This window comes from Flammeovirga sp. SJP92, assembly GCF_001583495.1.
In the GTDB taxonomy this organism is placed as follows: Bacteria; Bacteroidota; Bacteroidia; order Cytophagales; family Flammeovirgaceae; genus Flammeovirga.
On sequence record NZ_LQAQ01000063.1, the window covers coordinates 121,384 to 138,485 of the forward strand.

14 protein-coding genes and 1 tRNA gene are annotated in these 17,102 nt (G+C 35.2%); 5 read left to right on the forward strand and 10 right to left on the reverse strand.

What is annotated here, in order from left to right; all coding sequences use genetic code 11:
• Positions 1–222: 222 nt before the first annotated feature.
• The 5 genes from AVL50_RS16485 to AVL50_RS16505 all read left to right on the forward strand — a co-directional run bounded on the left by AVL50_RS16485 (position 223) and on the right by AVL50_RS16505 (position 5,154).
• Positions 223–1,308, forward strand: a complete 1,086-nt coding sequence (locus AVL50_RS16485; RefSeq protein ID WP_062617601.1) for an endonuclease/exonuclease/phosphatase family protein — start codon at positions 223–225, stop codon at positions 1,306–1,308.
• 74 nt (positions 1,309–1,382) lie between these two features.
• The gene (locus AVL50_RS16490; protein ID WP_062617602.1) at positions 1,383–3,026 is read left to right on the forward strand and encodes a Zn-dependent hydrolase; all 1,644 of its coding nucleotides are present in this window, start codon (positions 1,383–1,385) and stop codon (positions 3,024–3,026) included.
• A gap of 168 nt (positions 3,027–3,194) precedes the next feature.
• Positions 3,195–3,267 (forward strand) — tRNA-Trp (locus AVL50_RS16495).
• Between the two features lie 82 nt (positions 3,268–3,349).
• Positions 3,350–4,111, forward strand: coding sequence for a tRNA pseudouridine(38-40) synthase TruA (truA, locus tag AVL50_RS16500; protein ID WP_062617603.1), 762 nt, complete (start codon positions 3,350–3,352; stop codon positions 4,109–4,111).
• A gap of 209 nt (positions 4,112–4,320) precedes the next feature.
• Complete coding sequence (locus AVL50_RS16505) at positions 4,321–5,154, forward strand: DUF4349 domain-containing protein (RefSeq protein ID WP_062617604.1); 834 nt, start codon at positions 4,321–4,323, stop codon at positions 5,152–5,154.
• A gap of 93 nt (positions 5,155–5,247) precedes the next feature.
• Here the strand turns inward: AVL50_RS16505 and AVL50_RS16510 are convergent, their stop codons facing one another.
• From AVL50_RS16510 to AVL50_RS16555, 10 genes are all read right to left on the reverse strand, one after another.
• Complete coding sequence (locus tag AVL50_RS16510) at positions 5,248–6,168, reverse strand: hypothetical protein (RefSeq protein ID WP_157491369.1); 921 nt, start codon at positions 6,166–6,168, stop codon at positions 5,248–5,250.
• Between the two features lie 389 nt (positions 6,169–6,557).
• The gene (locus AVL50_RS16515) at positions 6,558–7,052 is read right to left on the reverse strand and encodes a GNAT family N-acetyltransferase (RefSeq protein ID WP_082795866.1); all 495 of its coding nucleotides are present in this window, start codon (positions 7,050–7,052) and stop codon (positions 6,558–6,560) included.
• 177 nt (positions 7,053–7,229) lie between these two features.
• Complete coding sequence (locus AVL50_RS16520; RefSeq protein WP_062617607.1) at positions 7,230–8,186, reverse strand: metallophosphoesterase; 957 nt, start codon at positions 8,184–8,186, stop codon at positions 7,230–7,232.
• A gap of 295 nt (positions 8,187–8,481) precedes the next feature.
• The gene (locus tag AVL50_RS16525) at positions 8,482–9,462 is read right to left on the reverse strand and encodes a pyruvate dehydrogenase complex E1 component subunit beta (protein ID WP_062617608.1); all 981 of its coding nucleotides are present in this window, start codon (positions 9,460–9,462) and stop codon (positions 8,482–8,484) included.
• 302 nt (positions 9,463–9,764) lie between these two features.
• Positions 9,765–11,555: an OmpA family protein gene (locus tag AVL50_RS16530; protein ID WP_063850759.1), complete on the reverse strand. Its 1,791-nt coding sequence runs from the start codon at positions 11,553–11,555 to the stop codon at positions 9,765–9,767.
• A 278-nt stretch (positions 11,556–11,833) separates the two neighbouring features.
• The gene (locus AVL50_RS16535) at positions 11,834–12,880 is read right to left on the reverse strand and encodes a glycosyltransferase family 2 protein (protein ID WP_062617610.1); all 1,047 of its coding nucleotides are present in this window, start codon (positions 12,878–12,880) and stop codon (positions 11,834–11,836) included.
• 148 nt (positions 12,881–13,028) lie between these two features.
• The gene (locus AVL50_RS16540; protein ID WP_062617611.1) at positions 13,029–13,358 is read right to left on the reverse strand and encodes a YbaB/EbfC family nucleoid-associated protein; all 330 of its coding nucleotides are present in this window, start codon (positions 13,356–13,358) and stop codon (positions 13,029–13,031) included.
• A gap of 94 nt (positions 13,359–13,452) precedes the next feature.
• Entirely contained in the window at positions 13,453–14,688 is a 1,236-nt protein-coding gene (gene clpX, locus AVL50_RS16545) for an ATP-dependent Clp protease ATP-binding subunit ClpX (protein WP_062617612.1), read from the reverse strand.
• A gap of 270 nt (positions 14,689–14,958) precedes the next feature.
• Positions 14,959–15,642 carry an ATP-dependent Clp protease proteolytic subunit gene (locus AVL50_RS16550; protein WP_062617613.1) on the reverse strand — a complete coding sequence of 228 codons (684 nt, stop codon included), beginning with the start codon at positions 15,640–15,642 and terminating at the stop codon, positions 14,959–14,961.
• A 192-nt stretch (positions 15,643–15,834) separates the two neighbouring features.
• Complete coding sequence (locus tag AVL50_RS16555) at positions 15,835–16,977, reverse strand: DNA polymerase III subunit delta' (RefSeq protein ID WP_062617614.1); 1,143 nt, start codon at positions 16,975–16,977, stop codon at positions 15,835–15,837.
• Between the last annotated feature and the right edge of the window lie 125 nt (positions 16,978–17,102).

The window sequence follows — 17,102 nt, forward strand, 5'->3', positions numbered from 1 at the left end:
CCTATACTAATATGATACAAATATACTCGACCTAATAAATCCTATTACATGACATTCATCAACCGAAAACATTGACTTTCGTCAATCTTTTTTTCTTTGTAAAAGTATTGATGAATAAAGATTCAACAGGACAAACATGACTTATGTCACATATTCATATAACTTGCAGTATGATTACAAATTAATTTTTTTTAAGACAAAAAAAGGTGATAAAAACTAGGTATGAAGATTTTTTTCAAACAAAATAAATTTAGAATTTTTGGCGTTTTTTGTGTTGTTTTTTCACAGCTTGGAACGTTGCCTGAATCCCTATTTCCAACGGCAATCCTATGGGCATTGATTACCCCGTTGATCGGCCTTTGCTTTATACCCTTATCAATAGAAGAATTCATTAAAAGAAGAAAGTATTACCAGCATTTTTCTACATTTTATATTCTTTTCTTATTAATACTAACTATAAAAACATTTCAATACAGTTTAGATTCCGATGAACATAACGACTTTTCGGTGATGAGTTATAATGTCTCTGTATTTAATATATACAGCTACCTTAACCATGATTATAAAGAAGGAAAGGAGCTCATGAATTGGCTCATGGAAAACCAAACGGACATTTATTGTTTTCAGGAGTATTACAACATTACTCCTCCAAGTAAAAAACACAACCCTGAAGGTATTTTTAATGCCAATAAAAACCTGGGAACTTCAAAAGGGTATCATGTTTATGCCCCTCCTTTCTTAACGAACCACATAGATGCCACCTTTGGTTTAGCCACCATTTCTAAGTTTCCTATTGTCAAAAAAGAAAAAGTGGACTTTAAGAAAATTGGAGGTTCAACAACCAACGGTATCTTGATAACCGACATAAAACTCAGCTCCAATGACACGATAAAGGTCTTCAACTGCCACCTTCAGTCCATTATATTGGACAATGGAGAAACTAAATATAAAAACCGATGGGACCGTTGGACCAGCACAACCCTGAAAATACATAAGGGAGCAGTTCTCCGACAAAAACAAATTGATATAATAATGGATCTCATCAAAAAAAGCCCTTATCCTGTTGTACTTTGCGGTGATTTTAATGAACCTCCATATGGATACGGGTATTTTTCTTTTGACAGTCTTTTGAAAAACAGTTTTGAAAATAAAGGCAATGGTTTTGGTTTTACATTAAGAGACTTACCGTTTAGAATAGATCAGATCTTTTATTCAAGTCAGTTGACATTAAATACTTTTATCACTGAGACCTCAATAAAGGCTTCGGATCATTACCCTATCATTTCTTATTTTTCCATTGAAAAGTAATACATCAATCCCTCTACTTTTCTTTGAAATAAATATCTTGTGGAAAATTACAACTAAACACATATTTAAGAAGAATGAAAAAATCTTTACTAGTAGGTATTTCTTTATGTACGTCCCTATTTATGGGGTGCGCTGAACAACCTCACAAACAAGAAGTTCAACAAGCTGTTGCTGCTCCAAAGGTAAATCACCTTGTCGATTACACTGATTTTACACTAACTTCTGATTTGAGCCATATGAGTGGCAATCAGAAATTGATGATCAAAAAAATGATCGAGGTGGCAAAAATCATGGACAACCTGTTCTGGAAGCAAGCTTATGGAGATAAAGATTCTTTTATTGAAAGCTTACCCAATGATGAGTTAAAAAGATATGCAGCCATCAACTACGGACCGTGGGATAGACTACAAGACAACAAACCTTTTGTAGATAACACGCCGGAAAAGCCAGTTGGAGCCAACTTCTATCCTCAGGATATGACAAAAGAGGAATTCAATAGCTTGAAAGACGATTCAAAAACAAGTTTATACACTGTACTACGTAGAGACCCAAGAGGAGAACTGAAAGTAATTCCTTATTCAAAAGAGTATGAAGCAGAACTAGACAGAGCTTCTTCTTTATTGATGGAATGTGCTCAATTAGCCAAAGATCCTGGTTTGAAAAAGTATTTGGAGTTAAGAGCAAAAGCTTTTGTTTCTAACAACTATTTCACTTCTGACTTGGCTTGGATGGATATGAAATCTAATCCAATTGATTTTGTAGTGGGACCTATCGAAAACTATGAAGATAAATTGTTTGGCTATAAGACTTCATTTGAAGCTTATGTTTTAATTAAAGACATGAAATGGTCAAAGAAGTTAGAAAAATATGCTTCATTCTTACCTGAACTTCAAAAAGGTCTTCCTGTTGATAAAAAATACAAGGATGAAATGCCTGGTACAGATTCTCAATTGAATGCTTATGATGTGGTTTATTATGCAGGTGATTGTAACGCCGGCAGTAAGACCATTGCCATCAACCTTCCTAATGATGAAAGAGTTCAAGATCAAAAAGGATCGAGAAGATTACAGTTGAAAAATGCCATGCGTGCCAAATTTGATAAAATCTTAGTTCCTATTTCTGAGGTTTTGATTGATCCATCTCAACGTCAACATATCACTTTTGATGCATTTTTTGCCAATACAATGTTCCATGAAGTGGCACACGGATTAGGTATCAAAGAAACTATCAATGGAAAAGGAACAGTTAGAAAAGCACTAAAAGAACATGCTTCTGCCTTAGAAGAAGGAAAGGCAGATATTTTAGGTCTTTATATGGTATCACAACTTCATAAGAAAGGTGAGATTGACGGTGACATGAAAGATTACTATACTACTTTCTTGGCTGGTATTTTCAGATCTGTTCGTTTTGGTGCCGCTTCAGCACATGGCGTAGCCAACATGATCCGTTTTAATTTCTTCAAAAAATATGGTGCATTTGAGCAAGATGCTTCTGGTCTTTATAAGGTGAATTATGAAAAAATGGAAGAAGCAATGAATGCTTTATCGGCCAAAATCTTAGAATTACAAGGAAATGGAGATTACAAAGGTGTTACTGAATTAGTAAAATCTCATGGAAAGATCTCTTTTGAACTTCAAAAGGACTTGGATAAGATTGATGATGCAAATATTCCTACTGATGTTGTATTTAATCAAGGTGTAGAAGTTTTAGGGCTTTAAGCCAAAATCCATAAATTATTCTAAAAACAGGTGTTAATTGGCTTTAACACCTGTTTTTTTCTCCCTCAAAATGAATTATTTAAAATTTTATCTCAAAAAATGTTTTGAGTAGATTTGTATAGAAATAATTTAACCGTTAATATTGCAACGTCTTAAAGAGAAAGACACACGGGCATAGCTCAGCTGGTAGAGTTACGGTCTCCAAAACCGCAGGTCGTGGGTTCGAATCCTACTGCCCGTGCTAAACCGCAAGTTCTGAATAGAATTTGCGGTTTTTTTTGTTTATAATGTACCTCTGATCAAATCGAGAAAAATCCACAGATATGAGATACTTTGCTGAAATCGCTTATTTAGGCACAAATTATCACGGCTGGCAAGTACAGCCTAATGCTGAAACAGCTCAAGGGCATCTTGACTATGTTTTAAGCAAACTATTAGGCAAAGAAATCAATACAATTGGCAGTGGAAGAACCGACACTGGCGTACACTGCTCCCAACAGTATGCACAGTTTGATTATGATGGTGATTTAAGCGGAAAAAATTTCCTGCACAGAGTCAACTCATTTCTTTCTCATGATATTGCTGTCAATAGCTTGTGGCAAGTGGACGAGGAAGCTCACGCCCGTTTTGATGCTACCAAAAGAAGTTACCGCTATGATATTGTTTTAGGAAAATCTCCTTTCAAACAAGGATTAGTTTGGCAATATTTCAGACACCCTGATTTTGATAAACTCCAAGAGGCCGCTAAAGTATTATTAGAGTTTGAGGATTTCACTGCATTTTCTAAAAAACATGCTGATGTACACACACACATATGTGACATTATGCAATCCTATTGGACAAAAGAAGGTGATACATTATCCTTCCACATCCAAGCCAACCGCTTTCTTAGAGGTATGATCAGAATTATCGTAGGGAATATGATGGAAGTAGGCATGGGAAGAATGACTACTGATTACATGAGGGAAACGCTTGCTACTAAAAGCAGAGAAAGAGCGGCTAAGTTTCTTGCTCCTGCTCAAGGACTATTCCTTTCGGAAGTACTTTATCCTGAAGAGATCTTTTTGAAGCAAATTGTGGATTGAGGTAAGAGGTAATTTATTTTACGTGGAGAGCTCACTTAATTTTTTAGCACAATACTTTCTTAACAAAATTTAAATAAGGCATCAACTAAAACCTATACTTTTAAAAAATCCTATAGAACTCTATTATACATTGTTCTTTAATCGAAGGTTTTCTACATTAATTCTACAAGCTTTTTTTTTGATTAAAGTAAACTTCAACACCTCAATGTATGAAAAATGTAATTTTTAATCTGATCATCTCTTTATTCATCATTTCGTGTAATTCAGACAATCAAACACTTATGGATCTTGGAAATGTTGATTTTGACCTTGATCTTGAAGTTGACATCCCATCTACTTCTACCAACGAATTCACTCCTAATCACACTCTAGAAAAAAAGACTCCACAGAAAATAATTAAAGATGGAGAAATAACAATTAACGTTTCAGATTTAGAAAAATCAAAAATCAAGATAGACTCTATCATCAGTCAGTACAATGGATATTATGAAAGAGAGGAACTCAAAAATGACACATGGCAACAAGCTTATGAATTAAAAATAAGAGTACCAAGCAATGCTTTTGAGAAAGTTATTATACAAATAGAACCTGGCTACGGATCGATTACACATAAAAAAATTAAAAGCAGAGATGTCACAGATCAATTCATTGATATTGAAACACGTCTGAAAAATAAAAGGAACTATCTCCAGAAATATAACGATCTCTTAAAAAGAGCGAAAACAGTAAAAGAGATTCTCGAAATAGAAGAAAAGATCAGAAAATTAGAAGAAGAGATTGAAAGTCAAACAGGACGTTTAAACTATTTGAGTGATTTGGTAGCTTACAGTACGTTAGAACTTACTTTAAACAAACCAATTGACGAAAAATACCAAGCTCAAGAAAGAGATGACTTCTCAAAAAGAATAGTCTATGCTTTTTCAAGTGGCTGGATTGGATTTGGAGATTTTATCGTATTTATGTTCAAACTATGGCCTTTTATTATCCTACTAGGAATAATCATTTATGGCTGGAGAAGATATAGAGCAAAGAAGAAAAAATAGTTTTAATTATCCGTTCATAAGAGAAAATTAGTGAGAAGCAGTCAATAAAAAAGGGACCTGAGTTTAGGCCCCTTTCTTTTATTAATGAAATGTTTATTCACAAACTTGAGTACAATAACTACTGTACCATCCCCATCGGCGAGTTCCTTCAAATTCATCTCCAAAACTCCATGCTGTTTCATCACTTGTCATGGCAGCATGAGCAGCAATAATATAACAGTCAGGAAGATCTGCTAAAGGTATAGTATAAGTATAAGACGAAACTGCAGGGTCATGATCTGTTTTATAAGGGAATTGACCAGGCACTGGCGTTCCTCTTCGGTTAGTTGGCAATCCTTCTAAAGTCCCAACATATAAATGTGTCTCCGCAAACTGATCATCAGATGTAGAACTATAAGTGATATATAAGTTTTCCTCGTCATTTGTCACTAATAATTCTCCCACAAGAATAGTCTGGCCAGCAAATATTTCAAAGCTTTCAGTGACATAAACACATTCTTCATCGTCACCACAATCACCTTCAAAATCAAATGGGTAACAACCTTGACCTGATTTTATTAATACAGTTCCAGAAGCAGCCTGAACATCTAAAGTGAACTCTACAGTAACCACTCCTCCTTGAAATCCGAAATCATCAAATTTCACAAAATCACCAGTATCAAAGGTACAATCTGTACCGCTTCCTGTTGTTGAAGTCAAATCCCAATCCATTCCATTTACTGTTGCGGAAACGAAATTATCAATGGTGACATATTCTCCTTCACACGTCATTAATTGAAAAACCAAGTGGCTGATGTCTTGTGCGTTATCTTGGTCAATTTCTAAAGTGAAAGTAAACCCATCTGTAGTGGTGAGAATGTCATAATCCCCGGCACCAGCCAGGCCATTTCTTTGATTTGAAGGAGTTTGAGAGGGCGATTCTTCTATATTAGAATTATTACACGAGTAAAATAACATAGAAACAAAAAAGGTTAGCAAAAGATACCAACCGCTTTTTTTGGATAGCGTTGTCATAATAAGCAAGAGTTTAGAGAAATGAGCAAGTAGATAAAACGAATTAGCACTAGTACTGAAGTGCAAATGAAATGAGTGATTATTGAAAGAATTTAGAATAGATCAGTACTTATTAAGTGTAAATTACACATTTAACAACACGTAAACAAAAGGAAGTAACTTAATAGCTTTTTTAAAAAGAAATAGGGAAGCACACATAAATCAAGTAATATTATTTCAATTAAAAATACTATTACAGCCCTATTTTAGGCATCTATAAAGCTATCCGACATTGATATAAATCGCTCTTTTCCAACCCTTTTAAGCTTATATTTTTTAACTTCTAGCCATTCATTACATCAAAGATGATTTAAAAGTCACCCAAACACTACAAATGTAAACTGCTACTACTATTTATTGACAGAACGATAGGACTCGTCCCCTCTTTTTTCTAAAATGACAGATTTAGGAGCAAAACCCAGTTTATTATAAAATGCAATAACCTGTTCATTTTCTACTCCAACAGCTATTTTTTGGATAGCCACACCTTTATAGTTCAGCCAATTCATGGCCTCTTTCATCATCTCTGAACCGATATCATCTTCTCGGTATTCTTCCAAGACATAAAGAGATTCAATCTCTCCTACTGTCGTATCACATTTATGCACAGAGACAATTAGATACCCCACAAGCATATTATTAGCTTTTGCGGTAATCACCAACATGTCTTTCGCTTTTTCAAGTAATTTATTACGTCTTCTGACCCAATCCCTATCCGTAGGTTGAATCATAACGTCGTATCTTAAATGATGATGCATTGCAAATAGCTTTTTCCATAGTTCTGCGACTTCATCAATCGATGATGCATCATTAATATCGATAGTGTATTGGCTAGTCAATTTCATTTCTATTGGATTTTGGTGTGTTGTCTTAGCTTTGATTCTTAAAATTGATCAAATTACAGTCAAAAACAAAGCCTTCTATATCAAAAATAATTGATACAGAAGGCTAATTTCATGCTCTAAGTAACCTAAAGTAAGTAACTTTGAGCATATTTATTGAATACCTTATTGATGATATTTTTAGAATTTTAAAAATCGATCTGAAACAGAAGGAGAAATCTCATAATCAAAATTTACTCCTAAATCTTTCGGCCCTGGAGCTATAAAATCTCCCTCTACTCCCATAATATCAATAAAACCTTGCTCATTGATCTCAATTATAGCATAAACAGGTATTTTATAAGGCACTGTATTTTTCAAAGCGGGACGGTAATCATTTACTTCATCAGAAAACCTTTCTTTAAACTGAAACTCTTTTCCTACCCATTCATAAGACATACTGTTGATCCTTACATAATGAATACCGTTTATTTCATGATAATCATCGTGATGATCATGCCCACTGAAACAAGCAATAACCTTTTTCTTCTCCTGATTAACCTCTTCAAAAATACACCTTACTTCATCTCCATTTTTCACACCCGATTCACCATCTAAGTTCTGATGAGAGAATACAATCACTTTTTTATTTGTCTGAGCAAGATCCTCCTTCAACCATTCCAACTGACTATGTGGTAAAGTTGCTCTTGTTGGTTTATGTGCAAAATAATTTCCTTTTTCATAGTCAACATATGATGAATCCTCTACAAAGAAATTAGGGTCCAATACTATAAAATGAAATGCTCCTTGATCAAAAGAATAGAAGTTTTTCTTCATATCAATATAATCCATCACTTCTTCTTTTGAAGACACATCCATATCATGATTACCCAATACATGGTATTTTTGACCTGCAAAAGAATTCCACACTTTCAAAAAATATTTATTCTGCTCTCTGGGATAACAAAAGTCTCCCAACTGAATGATGAAGTCTACTTTTTCTTTCTGAGCTTGCTGTACAAAGGTTTGGAGGCGTTGGGGAGCATCGTGAATAATATCTTGATGTACATCTGTACAAACAGCAAATTTTACGCTTTTCTTTTCCGAACAAGAAACACAAAATACCCCCAACAGGAGTAAAAGATGTAGTTTTTTCATGATTGATTCTTTTAGGTGAAATGACTATTGAATTTAACCCAACTTCAATCGATTTTATATCTATTTCTTATCTTATAATAAAGCTTGATTATCTATTAATTCACAAGTGGAATTTATACATGATTCGAACGGGCGTTGTGATACCACACCACCACTACAGTAACTGTGATGTGAGATGAGATGATTTAATAGGTTAAGAAAAATATTCTACTTTTCAAAAAATACATAAAACAAAACCTCTAATATTAGCTGAACTAACATTAGAGGTTTATTTATGCTTTAGGCAATCCGAAGATTACTTTCTGTACATTACTTTTTTCACTGCTTCAACAGTACGCTCAACGTTTGGCAAGATCTCTTCGATCAATGTTGGCGCGTATGGAAGAGGAACATCTTTAGAAGCTACTCTTACTACTGGAGAATCTAAGTGATCAAATGCGTGAAGTTGTACGTGGTGAGAAATCTCAGATGAGATTGACGCTAATGGCCAAGCTTCCTCAACTACAACTAAACGGTTTGTTTTCTTCACTGATTTTAAGATAGCATCAAAATCGATTGGTCTTACAGTACGTAAATCAATTACATCACAAGAAATACCTGCTTTCTCTAATTCTTCTGCCGCTTTAGTGATTACGTGAACCATTTTACCGAATGAAACTAAAGTTACATCAGTACCTTCCTGGATAACGTTTGCAACACCCAAAGGAATGATATATTCACTCTCTGGCACTTCACCTTTATCAGCATACATTAATTCTGATTCCATAAAGATAACTGGATCATTATCTCTGATCGATGCTTTCAATAAACCTTTTGCATCGTATGGATTAGAAGGAACAACCACTTTAAGACCTGGAGTATTAGCATACCAGTTTTCAAAGTTTTGTGAGTGCTGAGCACCTAACTGTCCAGCGTTACCTGTTGGTCCACGGAATACCATTGGCGCAGAGTATTGTCCACCTGACATCGAAAGGATTTTCGCCGCACTGTTGATTACTTGGTCTATAGCTACCAACGAGAAGTTGAATGTCATAAACTCTACAATCGGACGAGTACCGTTCATTGCTGCACCTACACCGATACCAGCAAATCCAAGTTCTGCAATTGGCGTATCGATCACTCTATCCGGACCGAATTCGTCTAACATTCCTTGTGTTACTTTGTATGCTCCGTTGTATTCTGCAACTTCCTCACCCATGATGAAGACATCCTTATCACGACGCATTTCCTCTTGCATCGCCTCTCTAAGAGCTTCTCTGAATTGAATTTCTCTCATTACTTATTAAAAGTTCTGCTAATAATATATATCAGTATTTTCGTTTTCGGATGCCAAGATAAGAAGATTTATGCTATTTTTTAAGCTTATCAATAAAAGGTTTTCATAAAAAAAGAACATTCATCATTAAGCTATAGCAAGTAAGGTAAATTTTTATCACCTCTTCACATTTCAGCAGGTCATACAAAAATGACTTAAGCAATTGATAACATCTTTTTTAGGAAGTCATGAAACACAAAAAAGCCTATCCTTAATGAAAAGGATAGGCTCTTGCTATATTATAGAACTACTTCTAAATCTAATTATTTAGTAGCAGCTTGGAAATCTGCATTTTCCCATAAAGCGAAGAACTCAAGATCTTGAGCCGCTTTAGTTTTCAACTCACCTGCAGCTTTGATTTCGCTGATAGCTGTAGCAGCATCAGATTTTCTAGCAGCAACGATTGCTAAACCGTAGTGAGCCCACTCAGTACCTGACTCGTTGAAAGCTGTTGAAGCTTGTGAGAAGTCATTAGCACCTGATTTTTCAGCTTTTAATAAGTAAGCTAAACCTTTGTTGTAAACAACTGTAGCATCATCTCCTGCTGAAGATAAGTACTGGATAGCACCGTCATAATCGCCATCAGTGATTGCAACATAACCTTTAACAGCATTTGCAGTAGCAGCTACTGAAGGGTTGCTAGAGTTAGCTTTCTCTAAGTCAGCTTGAGCACCAGCAATATCACCTTTCATTAACTTAGCACCAGCAAGGTTAGCATAAGCTTCAGGAACATTGTTAGACTTAGCAGCTGTCTCGAAGTGAGGGATTGCTTTCTCTACTAACGCCATAACATCACCACCTTGTTTCGCTTGAGCAAATAAAGTAGCACCTAAGTTATTGTGAGCGATAGCTGAATCATCTTTACGTACAGCAGCTTCGTAAATTTTTACTTTAGCAGCTAAATCCGAAGATAAGTGAGCAGCATATAATAACTCCTCAGAAGATAATGAATCTAAAGCCATTTGACCTTCTGCGATGCTAGCCGCACGAGCTGAGATCTCAGCATCAGTAAGCTTTTCTTTAATCTGTAAGATCTCAGATTTAGCATTACGTAATGGAGGGTAAACATAACGGAATAATTTCTTGTAAGAAGCAAGTGACTGTAATTTCAATTGCTTAGATACGAAATCACCTGATCCGTTTACTACTGACATGATTTCATCTTTCTCAGCATCAGTAAATTTATCTGAATCTTTTAAGATTGCTTTGAACGCTGTCCAGTTTTCAACTACTGGCTTTGTTACAAATTGAGGAGCAGCTTCCTCTTCAACCTTATTTTTCTTTAACAAGTACTCGTAATACTTTTGTACAGCCTCAGGACGCTTGTTTGCTAATTTAGTATTTACTTCTGTAGAACCTTCTGGTGAGTGAGAACCAGTAATTGTTACTGTTCTTGTAGGGTTCTTAGCAGCTACATAATTAGATAACTCTTTACCTTCAGCACCTCTCTTCTCAGAAGAACGTAATACTGATGATCCTTGTAAGAAGAAGAAATCCACGTTAGATGGGATGTACTCTTCAGCGTTGTTGTAACCGTGATCCGCAAAGTTTGCGATAAAAGTAGGCTGAACGTTTTTGATCGTAGTGATAACACCTTGACCCATGTTGTTAGGCATTGCTGCGAAAGCACCTTCGTTAGACTCTTTTACTTTTTGGTTTTTAACTTTAGTCGCACGACCTAAGTATTCTAATTGACCTCTCTCATACTTATCCTCATAAGCAAAAGCCATACGCTCGTGTAAAGCCGGGGTCGCTTCAGGAGCATCAGCGTAGTCATCACCGTTGAAGCTTACTACACCTACTTCTACAGGCTCAGCATCGTTCGGGTTGTATTGAACTACAACATCATAAGTATAACCTTTCTTTAATAATTTTGGAGGAAGTTTTGTGTCAAGTTCAAAAACAACCGAATCACCATGTAATTCTAATGGTGAAGGATTAATTGTCATTCCTTGCTCTTGTGCTAGCTTATTCACATCAACTGGGTTACAGTTAGTAAATAACATTGTTCCAGCAGCAAGTACTGTAGACAAAGCATTAGTGTATTTGTTCATAATCGTCATCCAATTTTTCTATTTCTAGGTTCCGCAATTTAATTGCCTTAACTCAATTGTTCACCTACGCAGTACAAATATTAACTTTTTTTAGAAGTTTGAATTTATAAATAGTATGATATCAAATGAATATAGCATTTTAGTTGCGTAATTTTTCAGTTTTCAAAGATAAGTGAATACAATTTACTAACTCTTAATGCTTATTATTATTATAAAAGATTAACAAAAAATAAGATTCAAGAGTTACTTTAATTCATTTTTTCTAATTAGAGGTTATTTTAATTATGAATAAACCCCTTTAAGTCTGTGAATCTCGTTCTTTTTTTCAAAAAAAACTCCTTTACAATCAACTTTTTATAAACTTCAGGAAAGTTTATTTTATGATTTTTAATTTTTCTCCTCGCTTTGATCAAATAACCAAGTGAAAAATAGAAGTCTCTATGTGCTTTTAACACAGCCCAAAGGTTATTTACTTCTCCTTTTAAAAGAAATCTCACTCCTGCTATTCCATCTAATACCATCCTAAAAAATAATACCAGAAACAATTGAGAAGAAGGTAAATTCTTAAAAAGCAAGAAGAGCCCATTTCTAAAATTCAAATAGGTTTTTTTAGGATTTTCTCTACTGAGTGTACCTCCTCCTACGTGATATACTTCAGCATCTCCAACGGCTTTGATTTTATATCCTTCACTCTTCAATCTCCAGCACAAATCTATTTCTTCCATATGAGCAAAAAAACTTTCATCTAAACCTCCCATTTGATGATAAAGTTCCGCTCTTATAAATAAACACGCTCCTGTCGCCCAAAACACATCAACGGTATCATTATATTGACCATCATCGTATTCTAAAGCATGCATAATTCTTCCTCTGCAGAAAGGATAGCCCATAAAATCCATATATCCTCCTGCGGCTCCAGCATGTTCAAAGGATTCTTGATCAGAGAAAAGTTTAATTTTTGGTTGACAAGCAGCAACTTGCTCATCACTTTCCATAAGAGAAAGTAAAGGTGTCAACCAGTTTTCGGGACACTGTATATCTGAATTCAGCAATACATAGTATTTTGCATCTATCTGTTCTAATGCTTTATTATATCCACCAGTAAATCCGAAATTTTCAGATAGTTCTATTAATTGTACGTGAGGGTAATTTTCTTTCAAAAAAGGGACAGAGTCATCAGTAGATGCGTTATCCGCGACAATTACTTTAGCCCCATAACTACTTTGAATTACACTATCTAAAAATTCGTCTAAAAATTTCCTACCGTTATAATTCAAAATAACGATAGCAACCTCATCATAAGGAAGTTCGCTTGTTGGCTTCATGTCAACAAAAAAGTCTCAGTTTATATATAAAGTACCAGAGCAAAATAAAATAGCATTTCATTCTAGTACTTAGGGGTTGCTGGTGTTTTGACCAACAACCCCTATTATGCTTACTTAGCTATATTGTAAAACTAAGTAAAAAATTTGCTTATCCTAAATTTCCGAAGTCCATACCAGGAATGTTAGGCATCATTCCTTTCGTAGTCTTCATTAATCTTTCTTGTCCTTTCTGATCTGCTTCTTGGATTGCTTGGTTAACAGCGGCTACCACAAGATCTTGCAGCATTTCTCTGTCTTCCTCTTTACAAAGCAATGGATCAATTTCTAATTTAATCACCTGCTTTTTACCATTTGCCACGGCTCTTACCATTCCTCCACCTGCATCTCCTTCAGCAGTGACATTTACTAAGTCTTCTTGTGCTTGTTTTAATTTTTCTTGGACCTCTTTCAATTGTCCAAACATATTACTAAAATCCATATCGATAGGTTCTTCATTAAATTTGAAACACAAACAGCAAAGCACTTAAGAGTAGTACCTTGCTGTTTGTTAGATTTATTATGTCAATTTGTGTTTATGCAACTCTTAAGTTTTTCGCATGAGAAGAGCTTTCGAATTTAATCTTAGCGTATTCTCTATCAATCACAAATTCTTTTACTTTCTCTTCAGATGATGGCAACTCATACATAGCATCAAGCATAATCGCCTCTAAGATACTACGCAATCCTCTTGCTCCTAAGTCATATTCTAATGCTTTTTCTACAATATAATCCAAAGCATCATCTTCGAACTCTAATTCAATATCCTCCATTGCAAACAATTTCTTGTATTGCTTTGTCAATGCATTCTTAGGTTCCGTCAGAATATTTCTTAAAGCATCTTTATCCAATGGCTTCAAGTAAGTCACCAATGGTAAACGACCGATAAGTTCTGGAATGATACCAAAACGTTTTAAGTCTTGTGCCGTCACAAACTCTAATAATTCTTCTTTGTTTAATTCTGGCTGATCATTGTCTTTACCAGCAAAACCAATTGGTCTTGTATTCAAACGAGAAGCGATCATATCTGCGATACCTGCAAAGGCACCACCACAGATAAATAAGATATTTTCAGTGTTTACTGAGATTAGTTTTTGCTCAGGGTGCTTTCTCCCTCCTTGCGGTGGAACGTTTACAATTGACCCTTCTAATAATTTAAGCAATGCCTGTTGTACACCTTCACCACTTACATCTCTTGTAATAGATGGGTTGTCAGACTTACGAGCAATTTTATCAATCTCGTCAATATATACAATACCTCTTTCTGCTTGCTCTACATTGTAATCTGCAGCTTGAAGTAAACGAGTAAGGATGGTTTCAACGTCCTCACCTACATAACCCGCTTCTGTAATTACAGTAGCATCAGCAATACAGAAAGGTACTTGCAATGCTTTCGCTAAAGTTTTTGCTAATAATGTTTTGCCCGTACCAGTATTTCCGGTCATGATGATATTTGACTTTTCAATCACAATATCATCAGAGGTCTGCTTCTGGTTCAAACGCTTATAATGATTATATACAGCAACCGAGAGTACTCGTTTTGCTTTATCCTGCCCGATGATATATTCATCAAGATGTTTTTTCATCTCAGCAGGTGTTTTTAAATCAAACGAAGAAGCCTCCATATCCTTTTTACGAGGTTTTCTTTCCTCCATAAGGATTTGGTGTACTTGTTCAATACAGTTGTTACAGATCTGAGCATTCTGACCTGAAACCATTAATTCCACCGTATCTTTAGGTGCGCCACAAAACGAACAGAAATTTCCTTTCATTTATTCTCTCCTTGCCTTTACTCTTCATTCAAAAACGTATAAAGAAAACTTTCTTTATACCACAACAAACTCCTTATAATATTCTAGAGTTTATATACTTTATGTTGAAAATGCAAGTTACTACAATTTTTACACTTTCTTACAATAGGTAAGAGGGAAATGTAAGATCATTTCCCTCTCAATACCAATGTTTTATACTTATGACAGGTTTTTTATTGAATTTTCACAGTTTAATGTAAAATCTTACTCAAAATACTGTCTAAGTTTGGTTTACTCGTTGTTGGTAGGGTTTCTCATCAACACCTCATCAACTAAACCATATTCTTTAGCTTGTTGAGCTCTCATCCAGTAGTCACGATCTGAATCTTGCCATACTTTGTCATAAGGCTGACCAGTATGCTTTGCTAAGATTTCATAAAGTTCCTTCTTTAATTTCTGGATTTCTCTTGCTGTAATTTCAATGTCAGATGCTTGACCTTGCGCACCACCTAATGGCTGATGAATCATGATTCTTGAGTGAGGCAAAGCAGCTCTTTTACCTTCCGCACCACCTGCTAGCAATACTGCACCCATTGATGCTGCTAAACCTGTACAGATTGTTGCAACATCAGGACGAACATATTGCATTGTATCATACATACCCAAACCTGCATATACAGAACCTCCTGGGCTATTGATGTACATCAAGATGTCTTTCTTTGCATCTAATGACTCTAAAAACAATAACTGAGCAACAACAATATTGGCTACTTGATCATCTACCTGCGTACCCATAAAGATGATACGGTCGGCAATTAATCTTGAAAACACATCAATTTGTCTGAAGTTACGGTCTCTTTCTTCAATGACATAAGGAGTGGTATTTTCAATATTTCCAATATAGCTATCCATGTGAAGGCTCGAGATCCCCTGATCCTTCATGGCAAATTTTTTAAATTCGTTCTTAAAATCCATAGTTTAATCAATTTTATGAGTTAACGCTTATTAGTGCTAGACTATATATAAGCATGTTTTAAACATGCACTTACAAAAGAGAGCAGTGTATTTTTTATCAATCACACTGCTCTCCTATACAAATATATAATAATACTGTTACGAGAGAAGAAAAATCTCTCTTGTTTTTCGTTTTTTTCTTAAAAAATGAGGTTAATATATAATACGCTCAAACGCTTTCCCGACCTTGATGGATAATGTTACAAAAGTAATTTTTGGGTTCGCATTTCTTTCAATGTAATAAAAAGAGTCATTGAAGCTTTTCACCAATTCAGGCAGGTTCTTCTCTGTGAGCACTTTAGAAAAATTATTAACAAAGGCTCTTGTCTCTTCATCTAATCTGATTACTGCTTCTGCATTGTTTTTGATCAACATGGCTTCTCTAAAAAGGGTCAATCCAAACTTGAAAAAGTTTTTCTGTCCTTCTTTCCCCAGTTTATTGAACTCTTCAGACCACTTTCCTACAATCTCTGTAAAATCACGTTTGAAACATGACCTCATCCAATTTTTGAAAAGTTCTTCACTTTGATCAGGCACATCTGAAGCAATTCTCAATGCTTCACGAATATTTCCATCAGCAAGGAATGCTACTTTTTGTGACTTACTAGCCTCTACACCTTGTTGCATCAACAAATTTCCAACCTCATCATCAGAGGGAGCTGGAACATATATTTTTTGTGCTCTGGAAAGAATCGTCACTAAAAGTTTTTCAGGATCATTACTAACCATAAAGAATAATGTCTTCTCTGGCGGTTCTTCCAATATCTTCAAAACAGCATTAGCGGCAGGTGCCTGCATTAATTCTGGCATCCACATCAATACAATCTTATAGCCTCCCTGATGTGCTTTGATAGACATGGATTTGATCACTTCACGACTTTCCTGTCTTGAAATAATGGCTTGCTTGTTTTCTCCTCCAATAAAATCAACCCAATCACTGACGTTTTTGTACGTTCCATTTTCTTCCAATACAAAAGACCTCCAGTCTGGAAGAAAACGCTCGGTTACAGCATCCTCCCTCTTGCTTACTTTTTTTGTAGTGACAGTTGGCACTACAAAGTGCAGATCAGGGTGAAGCATTTTCTGTGCATTTCTACATGATTTACACTGTCCACAAGCATCTTCATCTCCAGGGTTTTCACAGTTGAGGTAATTTGCATAAGCCAAAGCCAATGGAAGCTGTACACCTCCTTCTTTCCCAATAAATAATTGAGCATGGGCAATTTTATTTTGCTGTGCAGCATGGATTAATATTTTCTTAACGTCTGACGCTCCTGGTACTTGTGCGAAAAGCATGTAAATCTGTTTAATTGACTTTATAGTATAAGTGCTAAGTCAAAATTAATTGTCCTCTATTTTTGGCTTGGTACTTATCAAATACTTTATCACGGCAAATTTCAATATTTCACCCTTTTATGCAA

Coding starts and splice junctions, on each gene's coding strand:
- AVL50_RS16535 (WP_062617610.1), bottom strand. CDS start 12,880: ATGAAGCCAACAAGCGAACTTCCTTATGATGAGGTTGCTATCGTTATT.
- AVL50_RS16515 (WP_082795866.1), bottom strand. CDS start 7,052: ATGAAATTGACTAGCCAATACACTATCGATATTAATGATGCATCATCG.
- clpX (WP_062617612.1), bottom strand. CDS start 14,688: ATGAAAGGAAATTTCTGTTCGTTTTGTGGCGCACCTAAAGATACGGTG.
- AVL50_RS16520 (WP_062617607.1), bottom strand. CDS start 8,186: ATGAAAAAACTACATCTTTTACTCCTGTTGGGGGTATTTTGTGTTTCT.
- AVL50_RS16530 (WP_063850759.1), bottom strand. CDS start 11,555: ATGAACAAATACACTAATGCTTTGTCTACAGTACTTGCTGCTGGAACA.
- truA (WP_062617603.1), top strand. CDS start 3,350: ATGAGATACTTTGCTGAAATCGCTTATTTAGGCACAAATTATCACGGC.
- AVL50_RS16555 (WP_062617614.1), bottom strand. CDS start 16,977: ATGCTTTTCGCACAAGTACCAGGAGCGTCAGACGTTAAGAAAATATTA.
- AVL50_RS16550 (WP_062617613.1), bottom strand. CDS start 15,642: ATGGATTTTAAGAACGAATTTAAAAAATTTGCCATGAAGGATCAGGGG.
- AVL50_RS16510 (WP_157491369.1), bottom strand. CDS start 6,168: ATGACAACGCTATCCAAAAAAAGCGGTTGGTATCTTTTGCTAACCTTT.
- AVL50_RS16490 (WP_062617602.1), top strand. CDS start 1,383: ATGAAAAAATCTTTACTAGTAGGTATTTCTTTATGTACGTCCCTATTT.
- AVL50_RS16525 (WP_062617608.1), bottom strand. CDS start 9,462: ATGAGAGAAATTCAATTCAGAGAAGCTCTTAGAGAGGCGATGCAAGAG.
- AVL50_RS16485 (WP_062617601.1), top strand. CDS start 223: ATGAAGATTTTTTTCAAACAAAATAAATTTAGAATTTTTGGCGTTTTT.
- AVL50_RS16505 (WP_062617604.1), top strand. CDS start 4,321: ATGAAAAATGTAATTTTTAATCTGATCATCTCTTTATTCATCATTTCG.
- AVL50_RS16540 (WP_062617611.1), bottom strand. CDS start 13,358: ATGGATTTTAGTAATATGTTTGGACAATTGAAAGAGGTCCAAGAAAAA.